Origin of the sequence: Rubrimonas sp., assembly GCF_036788415.1 — a bacterium.
In the GTDB taxonomy this organism is placed as follows: Bacteria; Pseudomonadota; Alphaproteobacteria; order Rhodobacterales; family Rhodobacteraceae; genus Rubrimonas.
Genome location: NZ_DAIQNN010000014.1, coordinates 40,416 through 57,607 on the forward strand (window position 1 = coordinate 40,416; position 17,192 = coordinate 57,607).

A 17,192-nucleotide genomic window follows, 5' to 3' on the forward strand; every position below is an offset into this window, starting at 1 on the left:
GCCCGCGTCACATGCGATCCTTGAGCTGTTTGAGGATCGCGAAGGGGCTGTCCGGATCGACCGGCTTGTCGCGCGGCGGGGGGGGCGCCGCGCGCTGGGGGGCGGCGTCGCGCCCGCCTTCCCGGCCGCCATCCCTGCCCGCGTCGCGGTCGGGGCGGCCTCCGCCCTTGAAGCCCTGCTTTCCGCTCTTGAAGCCCGGTTTGCCGCCCTTGCCCGGTCCCCCGCGTCCGCCGTCGCCGCCGCGCGCGAATTCGGCGCGCTTCGGGCCCGGATCGGCAGGCGCCGCGGCGTCGGCGACGGGCGCCGCGCCGTCCGCCGCCGCCGGCTGCTCCCGGCGGCCGTCCCGACGCTGGCCGCGCGGCGCCCGGGTCTCGCCCTCGGTCCGCGGCCCGCGGTCGCCGCGCCGCGCATTGGGCTGACGCCGCGGCGCCAGCGTGAAGGTGTAGAAGGCCTCGATCTCGACGGGCGCCGGCGCCCCTTCGATTTCGGGTTCGGCGGCGGCTTCGTCGGCGATGTCCGACATCAGCGCGTCCGGCTGCGACTCTTGCGGCGCCTCTGCCGGCGCGGCGTCGGGCTGCGGCTCGTAAGGCGTCTCCGCCGGCGCGTCGAAGGTCGCCTCGGCGCTCTCGGCCACAGCTTCGGCGGGCGCTTCCGCGGGTTCCTCGGGCGTCGCGGCGGGCGCGTCGCCGCCCGCTGCGGCTTGGGCATGCGCGGCAGGTTCGCTTCGCCGCGCCGCCTTTGGCCGCTCGCCGCGCTCGGCGGCGAAGCCGAGGCCCTTCATCAGGTCCGCGAACTGCTCCAGCGTGCAGCCGGTTATCGAGAGCATGTCGGGCGTCGCCTCGAAGCCCGCGCGCGCGTCGAGCGGGCGGATCATGTCCGCGAGTCGCTCAAGCATGTCGATGCGCAGCGCCCGCGCCCCGCACAGCCGATAGCCCGCGCGGGTGTAGAACCCCTCCGGCGCGCCGGGGACTTGCGCGATGGTCACGAGGCCGGGCGGGGGCGCGGGCGGGAAATCGTCGAACTTGCTGTGCAGGCTCCACAGCAGCAGGCGGAAGCGGGTGGGCGCGGGCTTGAGCAGCGCCGACATGAAGACATGGTGCTGGCCGAAGCGCACGCCGTGCTTGCGCAGCGCCGCCCGCCCGTCCTGGTCGAGCGCCTTGACGTCCTCGGCGACCGCGCGCCGCTGCAGCACGCCAAGGCCCTCGACGAGCTGGAAGGCGACGCCGCGGGCGAGGCCGGTCATCGCGGGGTCGTCGCGCATCGCGGTCAGCGGCTCGAACAGCGCCTTGATCCGGCGCTCGATCCAGTGGCTCAGGCGGCGCTGGACCTTCTCGGAGATGGCGGGGTCGACATCCTCCTCGACGAAGGCGCGCACCGCGGGGCTCAGCTGGTCGGGCCCGGTTTCGAGGCGGCCGACCGCGTCGGTCCCCCACATCAGTCCGCCCTGTTCGGTGACGTCGATCTCGGTGTCGGGGGCGTTGTAGAAGCGGTCGGCGCGGTGGGCGAGATGGGCCTGAAGCGCCTGCAGCGAGGCCGAGCGCAGGGTGCGGGCCTCCTCGGCGCCGGCGGCGGGGTCCGGGCGGAAGCGGAAGCCCTCCAGCCGGCCGACGGCGTGGCCCTCGACGACGACCTCGCCGCTCTCGCTGACTTCGGCCACGAGCCTCTCCTTCTGTTTCAGCCGCTTCATCAGCACGCTGGTGCGGCGATCGACGAACCGCTTCGTCAGCCGCTCGTGCAGCGCATCGGACAGCCGGTCCTCGACGGCGCGGGTCTTCTCGCGCCATCCGCCCGGATCGTCCAGCCACCGCCCGCGATTGGCGATGTAGGTCCAGGTGCGGACATGGGCGAGACGGCGCGACAGCGCGTCGATGTCTCCTTCGGTCCGATCGACGCGCGCGACCTGCTCGGCGATCCAGCCGCAGGGTATAACGCCCGCCTCCGCCGTCAGGAACCGGTAAATGCGCGCCAGCAGCGCCGCATGTTCGCTGGGCGAGGTCTTGCGGAAGTCGGGGATCTGGCAGACGTCCCACAGGAGCCGCACCGCCGGGCCGCCCTGCGCGATGTCGCGCGTCTCGGGGTCGGCCCACAGCCAGCGCAGCGCCGCCAGATCGTCGGCCTCGCGGGCGCGCTGCAAGTCGGGATGGGGCGGCGGGGCCTCAAGGCTCGCCATCAGCGCCGGAACCGTCCCGAAATCGAGCCGCGCGTTGCGCCATTGCAGCCGCGTCACCGGGTCGAAGCGGTGGGTGACGATGCGCTCGACCACGTCGTCGTCGAGCGGGCGGGCCTCGGCGGTGACGCCGAAACTGCCGTCCGCGACATGGCGGCCCGCGCGCCCGGCGATCTGGGCCAGCTCCTCCGGCGCGAGCGCGCGGTGGCGGCGGCCGTCGAACTTGCGCAGGCCCGCGAAGGCGACATGGTCGAGATCGAGGTTGAGCCCCATGCCGATGGCGTCGGTCGCCACCAGATGCTCCACGTCGCCGTTCTGGAACAGCGCGACCTGCGCGTTGCGGGTGCGGGGCGAGAGCGAGCCCATCACCACCGCAGCGCCGCCCTTCTGGCGGCGGATCAGCTCGGCGATCGCATAGACCGAATCGGTCGAGAACCCCACCACCGCCGAGCGCGGCGGCAGGCGCGAGATCTTGCGCGGGCCGGCGTAGCTCAGCGTCGAGAAGCGCGGGCGGCTGACGAAGCGCGCCTTGGGGATCAGCGCGGCGATCCGCGCGCGCATGGTCTCGGAGCCGAGAAACAGCGTCTCCGACAGGCCGCGCGCGCGCAGCAGCCGGTCGGTGAAGACATGGCCGCGGTCGGGGTCGGCGCAGAGCTGGATCTCGTCGACCGCGAGGAATTCCGCCCCCCAGTCGAGCGGCATCGATTCGACCGTGCAGAGCACATATTGCGCATCCGCCGGCGCGATCTTCTCCTCGCCGGTGATCAGCGCGGCGACGCGGGGGCCGCGCAGCGCCACGACGCGGTCATAGACCTCGCGGGCGAGCAGGCGCAGCGGGAAGCCGATGATCCCGCTGCGATGGGCGAGCATCCGCTCGATGGCGTAATGGGTTTTTCCGGTGTTGGTGGGGCCGAGCATCGCCGTGACCGTGGCGTCGCGCGCGTGCGGGGGCAGGGCGTTCATGACGGTCGCTCCGGGCGCGGGGCGGGACCGGCGGCGCCGGCCCGCCCAAGGGACGTATTGCGCGCGCCGCGCGAAGGGAAGCCCGCGCGCGCGAAATCGCGCAAGCCCCGCGCGGCGGACGACGCGGAGCGCCTTCGGCATGGGGCTCCGGGCTGGAGCGGAGATCGACCCGAAAGAGGCAGGTCCTAGCTGTGGACCGTTGTTTTCAAAAAAGCTTGTCAACGGATCTTCTCGTGCGGGCTTGCGCCCTAACGCGCGTCGCGCGCCCGCATCCGCCGCTCCATCCGCGCGAAGAGCCGCGACAGCGCATAGCACAGGACGAAATACATCGCCGCCACGACGATCCACGTCTCGAAGCGCCGCCCGGTGGAGACGGCGATCTCGGTTCCGACGAAGGTCAGCTCCTGCACCGAAATCAGCGAGACGATGGCGCTGTTCTTGACCAGCATGATGAACTGGTTGGCGAGCGGCGGCGTGACCGCCCGCAGCGCCTGCGGGGCGACGACGTGGCGGAACTCCCGCCACGGCCCGAGGCCGAGGCTGCGCGCCGCCTCGCGCTGCTCCGCCGGCACCGAACTCAGCCCCGCGCGCGCGATCTCGCAGACATAGGCGGCCTCGAACAGCGCGAGGCACAGCGCGCCGGAGACGAGGTTCTCCAGCAGCTCCGGCGGACCGATCAGCGCGCGGGTCAGCGCCGCCGCCGCGGGGCTCATGCCGCGCGCGGCCTCCGACAGGCCGAGCGCCGGGGCGATCTGCGAGGACAGGAAGAAGTAGAAGATGAAGATGAAGACGAGCGGCGGCATGTTGCGCACCAGCCCGACATAGGCGGCGGCGACCATCCGCGGCAAGAGCCGCGCGCTCGCCGCCATGGCGCCGAGCGCCATCCCCAGAACGCTCGCCCCCAGCATCGCCCACAGCGACAGGCGGATGGTGACCAGCAGCCCTTCGAGCAGCAGGTTGGGCGACAGCCAGCCGGTTTCGGCGTCCCTGCGGAACAGGGCCTGAGGCAGGAAGCTCCAGTCCCAGCGATAGGCCAGCACGTCCGAAACGCGCGTCCAGACATAGGCCGCGCAGAGCGCCGTCAGCGCGATCAGCGCGGCGTCGAGCCAGCCGAAGCGGCGCGGGGCGTCCGGGTCGGGATACATCCGCGCCGCAGCGTCCGTCTTTCGCGGGGCCCGCTTACTGGCCCAGCTGGTCGGCCCAGGGCCGCCCGCCGAACCAGTACTCGTGCCGCGCCTCGAGCCAGCCGCTCGCGGTGTTCACGAGGATCCAGTTGTCGAAGAAGTTCAGCGCGTCGGGATCGCCCTTGCGCAGCGCGAAGGCCTCGTTGCCGGGGTTGATCGGCTCGTCGGTCGGCGCGAACAGCAGTTCGGGGTTCTCGTAGATCTCGAAGGCCGGGGTGGGCTGGGAGGAGACGGCGGCGTGGGCGGCGGCGTTCAGCACTTCCTGCACCATCTGCCCTTCGTCGTCGAACTGGCGCAGCGTGGCGCGGGGGAAGCGCTCGGCGATCCAGGCGCAGGGGGTGGCCCCGCGGCGGCAGGCGAAGGTCACTTCCGGCGCGTCGTAGCCCTCCGGCCAGGCGAGGCCTTCGGCGAGGCTGCGATTGGCCATCACGCCGAGCGAGGAATGGGCGTAGGGGCGCGAGAAGTTGACGGTCAGGTTGCGCGCCGGCGTGATCGACATGCCGCCGATGATCACGTCGAACTTGCCGGCCAGCAGCGCCGGGATGATGCCGTCCCAGGCGGTGGGCACGAATTCGACGTCGACTTCCATATCGGCGGCGAGCTTTTTGGCGACGTCGATCTCGAAGCCGATCAGCTCGCCGTTCTTGTCGCGCATCGCCCAGGGGATGAAGGTCGCCATGCCGACGCGGATCGCGCCGCGGCTCTTGATCTGCTCGACGACGCTGCTCTGCGACAGCGCCTGACGGGCGTCCTGCGCATGGGTTGCCGGGGCGAGAAGGCCCAGAGCGGTCAGGCCTGCGGCCAGAGCCGCCGAAAATCGCTTTAACATGAGGGGGGTCTCCGTGAAGGGGTCAGCCGGGCGCGGCGGCGCGGCGGTTGCGGTTGCTTCGGCGCTCCAGCCATCCGGCGACGGCCGAGAGCGGAATTGTGAGGCACAGATAGACGGCTGCGACGACAAGCCAAATCTCGAAGCTCAGAAAGGTGTCGGCGATCATGTTGCGCGCTTCGTTGGCGAGGTCGAACACCGCGATGGTCGAGACGATCGCCGAATTCTTGATCAGATTGACGACGGCCGAGGTCATCGGAGGGGCCATCAGCGGGGCCGCCTGCGGCAGCACCACCTTGCGCCAGAGCTGCGCCGGCCGCAGGCCCAGCGCCGCCGCGCCCTCCCATTGCCCGCGCGGCACGGCGAGGACGCCGCCGCGGATGATCTCGGAGATGAAGGAGGCCTCGAACACCGCAAGGCACAGCACCCCGGTCCAGAACCGGTCGATCCCGAGGATCGGCGCGAGCACGAAATAGAACAGATACATCTGCACCAGCAGCGGCGTGTTGCGCACGATCTCCAGATAGAAGGTCGCCAGCGCATGGCCCGCGAAGGAGCGCGACAGCCGCAGAAGGGCGGTCGCCAGCCCGATCGCCAGCGCGAGCGGGATCGCGGCGAGGGTGATCTGCAGCGTCACGACCAGCCCGCGCGCGAGCGGCCCCCAGATCAGCTCGCCCTCGACGACCCGGTAGAAGCCGCGCGGCACCCGGCTCCACTGCCAGTTGTAGCCCATCGCCTGCGCGCCGGCGTAGATCGCCCAGGCCAGCAGCCCCGCGCCGAGGGCGAACAGCGCCACATCGCCCGCCTTGCGCAGGCGCGCGCGCAGACGGGCCTGCGCGGGGGGAGGCAGGTCGGGCGCGGCGGCCCCAATGCTCAGCGTCTCGCCGCGCTCCGTCATCGAGGGTGTTGTGGCCGCCCCGGCCCGGCGTTGCAAGCGCGAAGGCGCCGCGCCGGGCTTCCGCGCGTCGGCGTCGATCTTTCCGGGTTGGCCTGCCGCGGACGGTATGCGAATAGCTACTTTCGAGACGCGGCGTTAAGGTCTTGTTCAGATTCGGAGCGCCATGTCGGCGGCGATTGGTCCACACGCCATTGTAAGGCGCAAACTCATGCAATTGACTACGCCGGTTCGAGACGACGCGAAGCGCCCAGCAGGCGTCGTCCCGGAGAAGGGCCGGCCCCATCTGGGCGACGCGGCGGCGATCGTCGCGTGGAGCATTGCTTGGGTCGCCCTGTGGAAGCTCGCTGAGATCCTCGCGGTCAATCATGGGGTGAGCGCGTGGTATCCGCCGGCGGCGATCTCGCTGTTCCTGACGATCCGCTACGGCGCGCCGGCGGCGCCCGCCGTTTTCGCAGCGTCGTTCGTCGCGGGGTCGGGCCAATGGGCGGGCTATCCCGACCACTGGGCGGTGCTCGGCAGTCTCGCGCATGCGGTCGCATATCTGGCGGCCGGGCTGCTCTATCGAAGCCAGGTCCGGACGCTTCGCCAGTCGATCCGGCCGAAAACGCTCGCAATGCTGATGGTCGCCGCGTTTCTCGGGTCGGCGCTGTCGTCGGCGCTCGGCAATGTGAACGCGCATCTGGCCACCGGGGGCGAAGACGAGCTGAGCATCGAACGCCTGCTGGGCTGGGCGGTGGGCGACCTGTTCGGGGCCCTCTCGCTCGCCCCGGTCCTGCTGTTCGCGCCCCTTGGTCCGATCCGGTCGCGCGCCGCGCTGCGGAGAGCGGCGGCGCGCCTCAGAGCCCCGCTCGCGGCTCTGGGGCTCGCCGTCGCGCTGGCCTCGGTCTTCGCCGCGATCGCGGGAGGGTCGGAGCTGAACGTCCGGCTGCTCTGCGTCGTCGGGGTGGGCGTGTTCAGCGTGATCGCGGCCTACGCCGCCTCCCCGAAATCGGCGGTGATCTACCTGTTCCTGATCTCCGCGATCGCGGCGGCGTGGCTGTCCACCGACGCGGCGCCGTCAGGGCGGATCGAATTCGCCTTCCAGATCAGCACCTTCCTGCTCGCCTCCTTCGCGATGATCGCCCTGTCGATGGCGCGCATGCGGGAGCGGGCGGCGGCGGCGATCCGGCGCCTGCGCATCCACGAACTGTCGGAGCAGCGCGACGCGCTCACCCGGCGCATCGCCGCCGTCGAGGCCGAGTTCGCCCAGCTCGCCCACGAGTTCAAGACGCCGCTCGGCGGCATCATCGGGCTGCTCGACATCACAGAGAACGGCATGGAGACGGGCGCCGCGCAGGATCAGGTCTCGAAGCACCTGAAATACATGCGCGGCTGCGCCTGGTATCTGAACGCCATGGTGGACGACGCCTTCGACATCGCGCGGATCGCGCGGGGGCAGTTCGAACCCGCCATCGCGGAGTTCGACCTCGTCGATCTGCTCCACGATCTGGCCGCGATCGCGCGCGCGAAGATCGGCGACGACGCGGCGTTTCCGACCGAACTCGAGGGAACCTGGCTCTCGGTGCGGTCCGACCGCAACCGCCTGCTGCAGATCCTGATCAATCTCGTGGTCAACGCCGCGCGGTATTCCGACCGGCGGGGAACTGTGCGGGTGCTGTGCTCGCTCGGACCGGAGAGCGCGACGATCACGGTCGAGAACGAGGCCGCCGCGGTCACCAAGGAAATGATCGACGGCTATATCGAAGGCGGGCGCGGGGTCGCGGTGAATTCCAAGGGGCTGGGGATCGGGCTGCCGCTGGTCGGAAAGCTCGCCGCCGGCATCGGCGCGCAGCTCTCGACGCAGGTCGAGGGCGGCGTCGTGGCGATCTCGGTGACGGTTCCGCGGGCGTGAGGGGGCGGGCCGCGCGCGCCCGCCTCCTCGGCCTGTCCACGCCTCAGGCGTCGATGGTCTCGCCGATGGGCAGCGAGCGCATGCGCTTGCCGGTCGCGTTGAACAGCGCGTTGCAGATCGCCGGCGCGATGGGCGGAAGGCCCGGCTCGCCGACGCCCGCGGCGGGGACCGAGAACGGGTGCTTCACGATCTCGACATGGACTTTTTCGGGGAAGTTGGTCGCGCGCGCCATCGGGTAGTCGTTGAAGTTGGACTGGACCACCCGGCCCTTCTCGAAGCTCACGCCGCTGTGCAGCGTCAGCGTCATGCCCATCACCGCCGCGCCCTCCATCTGGCTGCGGATGCGCTCGGGGTTGGCGGCGAAACCGCAATCGACGGCCATGTGGATCTCGGGCACGCGGATGCGCCCGTTCTCGACCTTCACCCGCGCGCAGGCCGCGACATAGGTCACGAAGCTGCGATGGACGGCGAGGCCCAGCCCTTCGCCTTCCGGCAGATCGCGGCCCCAGCCGGCGGCGTCCGACGCCAGCATGAGGACGTTGGCGAGGCGACCGGTGTCGATGGCGAAATGGTCCCAATTCTCGCCGTAGTTCCAGAAATCCTCCGGGAAGCCCTCGGCGGCGAGGTCGACCTTGCGCGCCGGGCCGATCAGCTCGAGCAGCATCTCGCGCTGGTCGCGGCCGAGTTCATGGGCGAGTTCGGCGGCGAAGGACTGGATCGCGAAGGCGTGCGGGATGTTGGAGACGGCGCGGAACCAGCCGACGCGGGTGTGCGACTTCGCCGGCCCGCTCTCGCAGCGCAGATTCGGCACGTCGAACGGGTTGTCCACCTGCCCCATCCCCGCCTCCCAGGTCGCGGAGTGCTCGGGGTCGGGCATGAAGGTGGACATGATGGTGGGCGCGACGGCGCGGTGGAGCCAGCCGGTCACCTTGCCCGCGCCGTCCACCGCCGCCTCGATCCGCTCGACGGAGGTGGTGTGGTGGAAGCTGTGGCGGATGTCGTCCTCGCGGGTCCACTGGACGCGGACGGGGCGGCCCGCCTTCGCGCTCAGCAGCGCCGCCTCGATGGCGAAGTCGCATTTCGACTTGCGCCCGAAGCCGCCGCCGAGAAGCGTCTGGTTCACGGTCACGTCCGCCTCGGGCAGGCCGAGCGCGCCGGCGACGGCCTGCCGGGTTCCATAGGGGCTCTGGACGGGCGCCCAGATCTCGGCCTTCCCGCCCTCGACGCGGGCCAGCGCGGCGGGCGGCTCCATCGGCGCGTGCGACATGTGGGCCTGATGGTAGGTCGCCGAGATCACGTTGGCGGCCTGCGCCTTCGCCGCCTCCACGTCGCCCCGGTCGCGGATGATGCGGGCGGGGGCGGCGGCTGTCGCCTCCATCTCGGCGCGGAAGGCCGCGCTGTCATAGACGGCGTTCGGCCCGTCCTCCCACTCGACGGTCAGCGCGTCGCGGCCGCGGATCGCGGCCCATGTGTTTTCCGCGAGAACGGCGACGCCCCCGAGCGGCATGAAGGCGACCGGGCCGGGGGGAGGGGGGTCGAGCGTCTCGACGGCGACGACGCCTTGGATGGCGAGGGCGGCGGTCGCGTCGAAACGGGCGACGCGCCCCCCGACGACCGGCGGACGGGCGATGGCGGCGACCAGCATCCCCTCCACAGCGACGTCGGCGCCGTAGATCGCCTTGCCTGTGGTGATGTCGTGCAGATCGACGATCCGCACGACCTCCTTGCCGATGTAGCGGAACTCGTCCTCGGACTTGAAGCTGAGCGCCTCGAAGGCGGGGACGGGGCGGGCCATCGCGGCCTCGGCCAGCTCGCCGAAGCCGAGCGTCGCGCCGCCGACCGTGTCGGCGACCTCGTGCACGCCGACGCGGACGGCCTCAGGCGCGACGCCCCAGCGCTCGGCGGCGGCTTCGGCGAGCATCTGGCGGACGGCGGCGCCCATCTGGCGCATCGCCTGGATGTGGTGGCGCATCGAGCGCGAGCCGTCCGTGTCCTGATTGCCGTAGAGCGGCTCGTCGCCGGGGGCCTGGACGATGCGCACGCGCGCCCAGTCGGCGCCCATCTCGTCGGCCAGCACCATCGGCAGGCTGGTGCGCGAGCCCTGCCCCATCTCGGCGCGGTGGGCGACGAGGGTGACGGTTCCGTCCGGGTCGATGGCGACGAAGATCAGCGGGTCGGTCCGCAGGCCGTTGGACATGTCTTCGCCGCCGACGGGCCAGCGGTCGAAGGCGGAAGCGGGGAGCGCGTATGCCGCGAGCGCGAAGCCCGACGCGCCCTTGAGGAAGGCGCGGCGGTCGACTCGGGCGATGCGCAGGGCGGAGGAGGCGGTCTTGTCGCTCAGGATGCGGTGGAGCATGGCGCGGTCCTCCCTCAACTGCCGGTGGCGGCGTGGCGGACGGCGGCGACGATGCGCTCGTAGCAGCCGCAGCGGCAGATGTTGCCCTCCATGGCGCGCAGGATGTCGTCGTCGGAGGGGCGGGGGTTTTCGGCGAGCAGGCTCGCCGCCTGCATGATCTGGCCGGACTGGCAGTAGCCGCATTGCGGCACGTTCAACTCGCGCCACGCCGCCTGCACCGGATGGTCGCCCTCGGGGTGCAGCCCCTCGATGGTGACGACGGAGCGGCCCTCGCAGGCGGAGAGGGGCGTCTGGCAGCTGCGCACGGCCACGCCGTCGAGATGCACGGTGCAGGCGCCGCAGAGGCCGGCGCCGCAGCCGTATTTCGCGCCGGTCAGCCCTTCGAGGTCGCGCAGGGCCCAGAGCAGCGGCATGTCGTCGGGCGCGGAGATCTCGCGATCCCGACCGTTGAGGGTCAGTCTGGCCATCGGGGTCTCCTCCCTGCGTCGTCTTCGCCGTCGCGACGTTGGTGCGACAGACTATCACACGCAAGGCGCGAGGCGGAACGATTCTCACAAGCGGGATGTGCGGTTCGCCCGATTTCACGCCTCGGCGTCGATCGGTTCGATGAGCTCCGGCGCGTCGTGGCGGGCGGCGTTGACGGCGCGGTCCACCCTGTGCATTGCGAGAAACCCCTCGGGGGCGGGCTTCATCAGCGTCGCCGCCCCCTTTCCTTCCTCGCCGAGCCAGAGGCCGTAATCGGCGGGCGGCACGATCACCGGCATGCGGTGGTGGATCGGCGCGAGGGCCGCGTTCGCGGCGCAGGTGACGATGGCGCAGGAGGCGACGGGGCCGTCAGGCCCGGACCAGACCGTCCAGACGCCCGCGAAGGCCATGAGGTCGGCCTGCGCCGGGCGGATGAACCAAGGCTCCTTGCCGCGGCCCGCATCGGCGCGCCATTCGAAGAAGCCGGTGGCGGGGATCAGGCAGCGGGTGCGCCGGCACGCCTCGCGGAAGGCGGGCTTCTCGTGCAGCGTCTCGGCGCGGGCGTTGATCAGGAGCGGGCCGTCGCTCGGGGTCTTGGCCCAAGGGGGGATGAAGCCCCAGCGCAGCGCGTCGAGCGCGCGCCGGCCCTCCGCGTCGAGCCGGATCGCGGCGACGGGTTGGGTGGGGCAGATGTTGTAGCGCGGGGCGTCGGGGAGCGCGGCGGCGGCCTCCGTGGGCGCGGCGGAGAAATGGGCGCGCACGGCGTCGCGCGGCAGGGTGAGGGCGAAGCGGCCGCACATCGCTAGCGGACCGGGCGGGGACGGGGGCGGAGGAGGCGGCCGAGGCTGACTTGCCCCAGCGCGGCGAGCGCGCCCAGCAGGAACGCGACCGCCGCGGCGGCGAGGCCGCCGATGCGCAGGGCGGCGCGGCTGACGCGGGTCAGGGCGGCGAACACCCGCTGCGCGCCGAGCGCCTCGAAGGTCCGCGCGGTGCGCGGGCCCATCGCCTCGGACACACGGCGCAGCTTGCGCGCGTCGTCGAGGCTGTCGAGATGGCGCAGGCTGCGGATGGCGGCGACCGGGCCGAGATCGGCGGCCACGCGCCCGATGTCGGCGAAGGGGCCGGCGAGCGCGCGGGGGCCGGCGCGGCGCAGCTGGGCGAGCGCGTCGGCGATCAGGCGGGGCGAGACGGCGCCGAGGCGGCGGCCCGTGCGCAGCGCCGCAGCCGACGCCTTGACTGCGGGACCGGCGGGGCCCGCCAGAACCGCCGCGAGGCCGGCGCCGGCGAGGGCGACCGTCACTTCGTCCACCTCCTCGCCCGCCAGATGCTTCGCGCCTTCGGCGATCAGGTCGCGCCCGTCGCCGATCACTGTGAGCGACGCGCCGAAATGGCAGGCGATGGCGGTGGGGTGGTCGGGGAGGTCGGCGCCGAGCGCCCCTTCCGCGCAGGCCCAGACGAGGCCGGGGCGTTCGGCGAGCGCCGCCATGCGGCGCGCCTCGGTTTCGGGCGGCAGGGAGAGGCCGCGCTCGGCGGCGAGATCGGAAAGCGCGTCGAGGCGGGACCAGTTCAGCGGGCGCTCGTCGAGCGCGGCGTCGGTCTCGCGGGCGAGCCAGTCGGCGGTGACCGCAGCTGCGAGGGCGGTTTCGAGGCGGAGGCGCAGCGCCTCGGGGCCGAGGGCGTCGGGGCTCATCTCCTCCACCAGCGCGAGCGCAGGCGAAGTCGCCGCCGCGTGGAGGGCGGCGGCCCCTGTGGCGAGGCCGGACAGGGCGAGAAGCCCCGCCGCGGCCCGCCGCCAGTTGCCGAGGCGGCTCAATCGGCCCCGCTCAATCGGCCTGCGTGATGCGGCCCGCGAGGCGCGGCGCGTAGGGCGCGTTGGCGGCGACGAAGCTCGCCACCACCTCGTCGAGGCCGGGGCCGTAATCGTATGCGTCGCGCGCCTCCCTGAACATCGCGTAGCCGTCGCCGCCGTTGCGCATGTAGTTGTTGGAGACGACGCCATAGTCGGCGGCGGGGTCGAGCGGCGCCCAGCCTTCGGCGGTCTCGACTTCGACCGAGAGGATGCGCGCGCCGGCGGGCTTCGCCGCGGACCAGGTGAAGCGCAGACCGGCCACCTGCGGGAAGCGGCCCGCCTGCTCCTCCACCTTGCTCACGCCGTTCTCGAGCGCGGCGAGGATCTCGGCGCCGCTGGCCGTGAAGGTCGCCATGGTGTTCTGGAAGGGCAGGACGGTCAGCACTTCGCCCATCGTGACGGGGCCGGCGTCGATCGAGGCGCGCAGGCCGCCGCCATTGGTGATGGCGATGGCGGCGCCGAGCGGGCGGGCGCGGTCGAGCAGCGCGTCGGTCACCAGCACGCCCATCTGGCATTCGGCGAGGCGGCAGGTCTCGCGCGAGCCGTCGATGGGAGCGGACGCCTCGCCGACGACCTGGCCTTTCAGCGCCTCGATGGGCGCGGCGAGCTCAGTCAGACGGGCGGCGATGGCGGGGTCGGGGGTCACGGAGGCGTCGAGCAGGATCGGCTCGCCCGTGGCGGAGGTCACGCGGCCCGCATCGTCCCAGACCACGCGCAGCTCGCCGAGGAACTTGCCATAGGCGTAGGCCTGCACGATGGGCACGTCGCCGTCCGGGCCGGTCGCCATCACCGGGTAGGGGCCGGTCGCGCGCTCCTGCGCGTTGGCCAGCAGCGTGTGGCTGTGGCCGCCGACGATCACGTCGATGCCCGGCACGGCGGCCGCGATCTCGAGGTCGCGGCCGAAGCCGACATGGGTGAGCGCGACGATCTTCGTCACGCCCTGCGCCTCGAGCTCGGCGACGTCGGCCTTCAGGCGCTCGATCTCGTCGAGGAAGGTCACGGTGGGGCCGGGAGAGGCGATCACGGCGGTGTCGGGGGTCAGGGCGGAGACGATGCCGACTTTCTCGCCGCCGACTTCCAGCACGACCGAGGGCGAGATCTTTCCGGCGAGCGCGGGCTCCTGCGAGACGACGGTGTTGCCCGAGACGAGCGGCGCCTCGAGCGCGGCGGCGAAGGCGGCGAGCACGGCGGGGCCGTCGTCGAATTCGTGATTGCCCACGGCCATCGCGTCGAAGCCGATGGCGTTCATCATTTCGGCGGCGTCGGCGCCCTTGTAGGTGGTGTAGAAGAGCGAGCCCTGGAACTGGTCGCCCGCGTCGAGCGTGAGCGCGTGGCCGCCTGCGGCTGCGATGGCGGCGCGGCGGGCGTCGATGGCGGTCTTGAGGCGCGCGACGCCCCCGAAGCACTCGCCCTTGGCGTCGTCCTCGGCGGAGCAGGTGCTGTCGAATTTGGAGATCGGCTCCATCCGGCTGTGGAAGTCGTTGATGTGCAGGATCGTCAGCGCGAATTCGGCTGAGGCGGGGGCGGCGGCGAGGCCGATGGACGCCGCAAGCGGGGCGGCGAGGGCGAGGCGGCGGCGCATGTCGGGTCTCCGGGCTGGTTGGGGGCGAGTCGGAGGCTAGCGCGACTGCGCTGGCGCGTCATCCGCCGCGACATGGCCGCGGCGCATGACGGGCTTTGCCGCAAATACGAAAAGCAGAGTGCGCGTTTTGGCTATAAAACGAACGTAAACGAAAAAATTCCTTGACGAGGGCGCCAGCATGTGGCGCTCTCTAGGCAAAACAAGAGAGCCGCGAAGGGGAGGCGGAGATGACGACACCGGGCGACGCGGCCGCGCCAGCCGACCTCTTCATCATCGGCGGCGGCGTGAACGGCGCCGGCGTCGCGCGCGACGCGGCGGGCCGGGGTCTGCGGGTCGCGCTGGCCGAGATGAACGACCTCGGCTCGGCGACATCCTCCTCCTCGACCAAGCTGTTCCATGGCGGTCTGCGCTATCTGGAGTTCTTCGAGTTCGGCGTGGTGCGCCGCTCGCTCGCCGAGCGCGAAGTGCTGCTGCGGGCGATGCCGCACATCAGCTGGCCGATCCGCTTCGTCCTGCCCTACCACAAGGACATGCGCTTCAACTCGGACACGCCGACGGCCAAGCTGCTGGCCACCGTGATGCCGTGGATGAAGGGCCAGCGCCCCGGCTGGCTGATCCGCATGGGCCTCTTCATGTACGACCATCTCGGCGGGCGGAAGATCCTCCCCGGCACGACGACGGTCGACATGCGGACCGACCCCGTGGGCGGCCCGATCGACGACAAGTTCGAGAAGGCCTACGAGTATTCCGACTGCTGGGTCGAGGATTCCCGCCTCGTGGTGCTGAACGCGCGCGACGCCGAAATCCGCGGCGCCGAGATCCTTCCGCGCACGAAGGTCGTCTCCGCCGAGCGCGGGCGCGACCTCTGGACGATCACCCTGCGCGACGCCGACAGCGGCGAGACCTTCACCCGCACCGCCAAAGTGCTGGTCAACGCCGCCGGCCCCTGGGTCGAGCAAGTGCTGCGCGGCGCGCTGCGCCAGAACTCCGCCGGCGGCATGCGCCTCGTGCGCGGCAGCCACATCGTGACGCGCAAGCTGTTCGACCACGGCAAATGCTACTTCTTCCAGGGCGCGGACGGGCGCATCGGCTTCGCCATCCCCTACGAGACCGACTTCACCCTGATCGGCACCACCGAGGCCGATCACGACCAGCCCGACCAGCCGCCCGTCTGCACGCCCGAGGAGCGGCGCTACCTGATCGACTTCGCCAACCGCTACTTCAAGAAGCCGGTGACGGAGGAGGACGTCGTCTGGAGCTATTCCGGCGTCCGCCCCCTCTACGATCAGGACGCGAAATCGGCCACCGCCGCCACGCGCGACTATGTGCTCAGTCTCGACGAGGCGGGCGGCGCGCCGCTTCTGAACATCTTCGGCGGAAAGATCAGCATCTACCGCAAGCTGTCCGAGGAGGCGGTGGACAAGGTCCGCCGGTTTTTCCCCGCCGCGACCGGCGACTGGACCGCCGGCGTCGCGCTGCCCGGCGGCGATTTCGAATGGGACGGCGTGCCGCGGCTGGCGCGCGAGCTGCGCGCCGCCCATCCCTTCCTCACCGAGTTCTGGGCGACCCGCCTCGTGCGCGCCTACGGGACCGAGGCGCGCGAGGTGATCGCCGGCGCCGACGCCGCCGAGGCGCTCGGCCGCGACTTCGGCGCGACCCTCACCGCGCGCGAAGTCGACTGGCTGATGGACCGCGAATACGCCCGCACCGCCGAGGACGTGGTCTGGCGGCGCAGCAAGCTCGGCCTGCGCATGACGCCGGAGCAGATCGCCGCGCTGGACGCGTGGATGCGCGCGCGGCACGATGAGAAGGCGAGCGTCGCAGCGGCCGAGTAGAGCCGCGCACGACCTCGGGGAGGAAGACGAGACATGGCGCTGACCCTCGACGGGGTCTCCAAGGTCGTGAACGGCCTGACCCACATTCATCCGACCGACCTGACGCTCGAACGCGGCACGATGAACGTGCTGCTCGGGCCGACGCTCTCGGGCAAGACCTCGCTGATGCGGCTGATGGCCGGGCTCGACCGGCCCGCCACGGGGCGCATCCTGTGGGAGGGCCGCGACGTGACGGGGATGCGCGTGCAGGACCGCGCCGTCGCCATGGTCTATCAGCAGTTCATCAACTACCCCTCGATGAGCGTCTACGACAACATCGCCTCGCCGCTGCGCCTTCAGGGCAAGCCGCGCGCCGAGATCGACCGCGCCGTGCGCGCCACCGCCGAGATGCTCAAGCTGACGCCCATGCTCGCCCGCAAGCCGCTGGAGCTCTCGGGCGGCCAGCAGCAGCGCTGCGCGCTCGCCCGCGCGCTGGTCAAGGAGGCGGGGCTGGTGCTGCTCGACGAGCCGCTCGCCAATCTCGACTACAAGCTGCGCGAGGAGCTGCGCGCCGAAATCCCCCGCATCTTCGAGGAGTCCGGCGCGATTTTCGTCTACGCCACCACCGAGCCCGAGGAGGCCCTCCTGCTCGGCGGCAACACCGCGACGCTCTGGGAAGGCCGCGTCACCCAGTTCGGCCCCACGCCGCAGGTCTATCGCGCGCCGGTGGACGCGATCACGGCGCGCGTCTTCTCCGACCCGCCGATGAACTTCGTCACGGTCGAGAAGCGCGGCGACCGCCTCTCCTTCGGCGAGGGCCAGTCCGTCCCCGCCGCCGGCGCGCTGGCCGGGCTGGCGGACGGGCGCTACCGCGCGGGCTTCCGCCCCAACCACCTCCGGCTCGAACACGACGCCCCGCAGGCGCTGGCTTTCGAGACGACCCTGATCGTCACCGAGATCACCGGCTCGGAGACCTTCATCCATCTCGACCATGCCGGCGAGCGCTGGGTCGGGCTGATCCACGGCGTGCGCGAGCTGCCGCTCGGGCGGCCCCTCACCGTGCGGCTCGACCCCGCGCATGTCTACGTCTTCGCCGAGGACGGCGCGCTGGTCGCGCCCGCCCCTTACGCGCGCGCGGCCTGAAGGGGGGCGGAACATGGCACGGATCACGCTGGACGGGCTCGCCCATTCCTACCT

At 71.8% G+C, this 17,192-nt stretch carries 12 protein-coding genes; 3 read left to right on the plus strand and 9 right to left on the minus strand.

Annotation, left to right across the window (positions count from 1 at the left end; genetic code table 11):
- Window positions 1–7 precede the first annotated feature (7 nt).
- The 4 genes from V7Q31_RS05930 to V7Q31_RS05945 all read right to left on the minus strand — a co-directional run bounded on the left by V7Q31_RS05930 (window position 8) and on the right by V7Q31_RS05945 (window position 6,038).
- On the minus strand, window positions 8–3,130 hold the full coding sequence (locus V7Q31_RS05930) for a helicase-related protein (RefSeq protein ID WP_333832765.1): 3,123 nt from the start codon (window positions 3,128–3,130) through the stop codon (window positions 8–10).
- Between the two features lie 248 nt (window positions 3,131–3,378).
- Entirely contained in the window at window positions 3,379–4,275 is an 897-nt protein-coding gene (locus tag V7Q31_RS05935; RefSeq protein ID WP_333832766.1) for an amino acid ABC transporter permease, read from the minus strand.
- A gap of 34 nt (window positions 4,276–4,309) precedes the next feature.
- Window positions 4,310–5,143, minus strand: a complete 834-nt coding sequence (locus tag V7Q31_RS05940) for a transporter substrate-binding domain-containing protein (RefSeq protein WP_333832767.1) — start codon at window positions 5,141–5,143, stop codon at window positions 4,310–4,312.
- A 22-nt stretch (window positions 5,144–5,165) separates the two neighbouring features.
- Window positions 5,166–6,038 carry an amino acid ABC transporter permease gene (locus V7Q31_RS05945; RefSeq protein WP_333832768.1) on the minus strand — a complete coding sequence of 291 codons (873 nt, stop codon included), beginning with the start codon at window positions 6,036–6,038 and terminating at the stop codon, window positions 5,166–5,168.
- A gap of 208 nt (window positions 6,039–6,246) precedes the next feature.
- On the opposite strand from V7Q31_RS05945, the gene V7Q31_RS05950 reads away from it, so the two are divergent.
- Window positions 6,247–7,929: a sensor histidine kinase gene (locus V7Q31_RS05950; RefSeq protein WP_333832769.1), complete on the plus strand. Its 1,683-nt coding sequence runs from the start codon at window positions 6,247–6,249 to the stop codon at window positions 7,927–7,929.
- Window positions 7,930–7,972: 43 nt separating this feature from the next.
- Here the strand turns inward: V7Q31_RS05950 and V7Q31_RS05955 are convergent, their stop codons facing one another.
- The 5 genes from V7Q31_RS05955 to V7Q31_RS05975 all read right to left on the minus strand — a co-directional run bounded on the left by V7Q31_RS05955 (window position 7,973) and on the right by V7Q31_RS05975 (window position 14,181).
- On the minus strand, window positions 7,973–10,285 hold the full coding sequence (locus V7Q31_RS05955) for a xanthine dehydrogenase family protein molybdopterin-binding subunit (protein ID WP_333832770.1): 2,313 nt from the start codon (window positions 10,283–10,285) through the stop codon (window positions 7,973–7,975).
- 14 nt (window positions 10,286–10,299) lie between these two features.
- Entirely contained in the window at window positions 10,300–10,752 is a 453-nt protein-coding gene (locus V7Q31_RS05960; protein ID WP_333832771.1) for a (2Fe-2S)-binding protein, read from the minus strand.
- Window positions 10,753–10,866: 114 nt separating this feature from the next.
- Entirely contained in the window at window positions 10,867–11,550 is a 684-nt protein-coding gene (locus tag V7Q31_RS05965; protein WP_333832772.1) for an SOS response-associated peptidase, read from the minus strand.
- Between the two features lie 2 nt (window positions 11,551–11,552).
- The gene (locus V7Q31_RS05970) at window positions 11,553–12,563 is read right to left on the minus strand and encodes a hypothetical protein (protein WP_333832773.1); all 1,011 of its coding nucleotides are present in this window, start codon (window positions 12,561–12,563) and stop codon (window positions 11,553–11,555) included.
- Between the two features lie 10 nt (window positions 12,564–12,573).
- Window positions 12,574–14,181 carry a bifunctional metallophosphatase/5'-nucleotidase gene (locus V7Q31_RS05975; protein WP_333832774.1) on the minus strand — a complete coding sequence of 536 codons (1,608 nt, stop codon included), beginning with the start codon at window positions 14,179–14,181 and terminating at the stop codon, window positions 12,574–12,576.
- 227 nt (window positions 14,182–14,408) lie between these two features.
- Between V7Q31_RS05975 and glpD the strand changes: the two genes are divergently transcribed.
- Window positions 14,409–16,016 carry a glycerol-3-phosphate dehydrogenase gene (gene glpD, locus V7Q31_RS05980; protein WP_333832775.1) on the plus strand — a complete coding sequence of 536 codons (1,608 nt, stop codon included), beginning with the start codon at window positions 14,409–14,411 and terminating at the stop codon, window positions 16,014–16,016.
- Between the two features lie 33 nt (window positions 16,017–16,049).
- Window positions 16,050–17,138 (plus strand): ABC transporter ATP-binding protein, encoded by a 1,089-nt coding sequence (locus V7Q31_RS05985; protein ID WP_333832776.1) that lies wholly within the window; start codon window positions 16,050–16,052, stop codon window positions 17,136–17,138.
- Window positions 17,139–17,192 lie beyond the last annotated feature (54 nt).

Coding starts and splice junctions, on each gene's coding strand:
- V7Q31_RS05930 (WP_333832765.1), bottom strand. CDS start 3,130: ATGAACGCCCTGCCCCCGCACGCGCGCGACGCCACGGTCACGGCGATG.
- V7Q31_RS05935 (WP_333832766.1), bottom strand. CDS start 4,275: ATGTATCCCGACCCGGACGCCCCGCGCCGCTTCGGCTGGCTCGACGCC.
- V7Q31_RS05940 (WP_333832767.1), bottom strand. CDS start 5,143: ATGTTAAAGCGATTTTCGGCGGCTCTGGCCGCAGGCCTGACCGCTCTG.
- V7Q31_RS05945 (WP_333832768.1), bottom strand. CDS start 6,038: ATGACGGAGCGCGGCGAGACGCTGAGCATTGGGGCCGCCGCGCCCGAC.
- V7Q31_RS05950 (WP_333832769.1), top strand. CDS start 6,247: ATGCAATTGACTACGCCGGTTCGAGACGACGCGAAGCGCCCAGCAGGC.
- V7Q31_RS05955 (WP_333832770.1), bottom strand. CDS start 10,285: ATGCTCCACCGCATCCTGAGCGACAAGACCGCCTCCTCCGCCCTGCGC.
- V7Q31_RS05960 (WP_333832771.1), bottom strand. CDS start 10,752: ATGGCCAGACTGACCCTCAACGGTCGGGATCGCGAGATCTCCGCGCCC.
- V7Q31_RS05965 (WP_333832772.1), bottom strand. CDS start 11,550: ATGTGCGGCCGCTTCGCCCTCACCCTGCCGCGCGACGCCGTGCGCGCC.
- V7Q31_RS05975 (WP_333832774.1), bottom strand. CDS start 14,181: ATGCGCCGCCGCCTCGCCCTCGCCGCCCCGCTTGCGGCGTCCATCGGC.
- glpD (WP_333832775.1), top strand. CDS start 14,409: ATGACGACACCGGGCGACGCGGCCGCGCCAGCCGACCTCTTCATCATC.
- V7Q31_RS05985 (WP_333832776.1), top strand. CDS start 16,050: ATGGCGCTGACCCTCGACGGGGTCTCCAAGGTCGTGAACGGCCTGACC.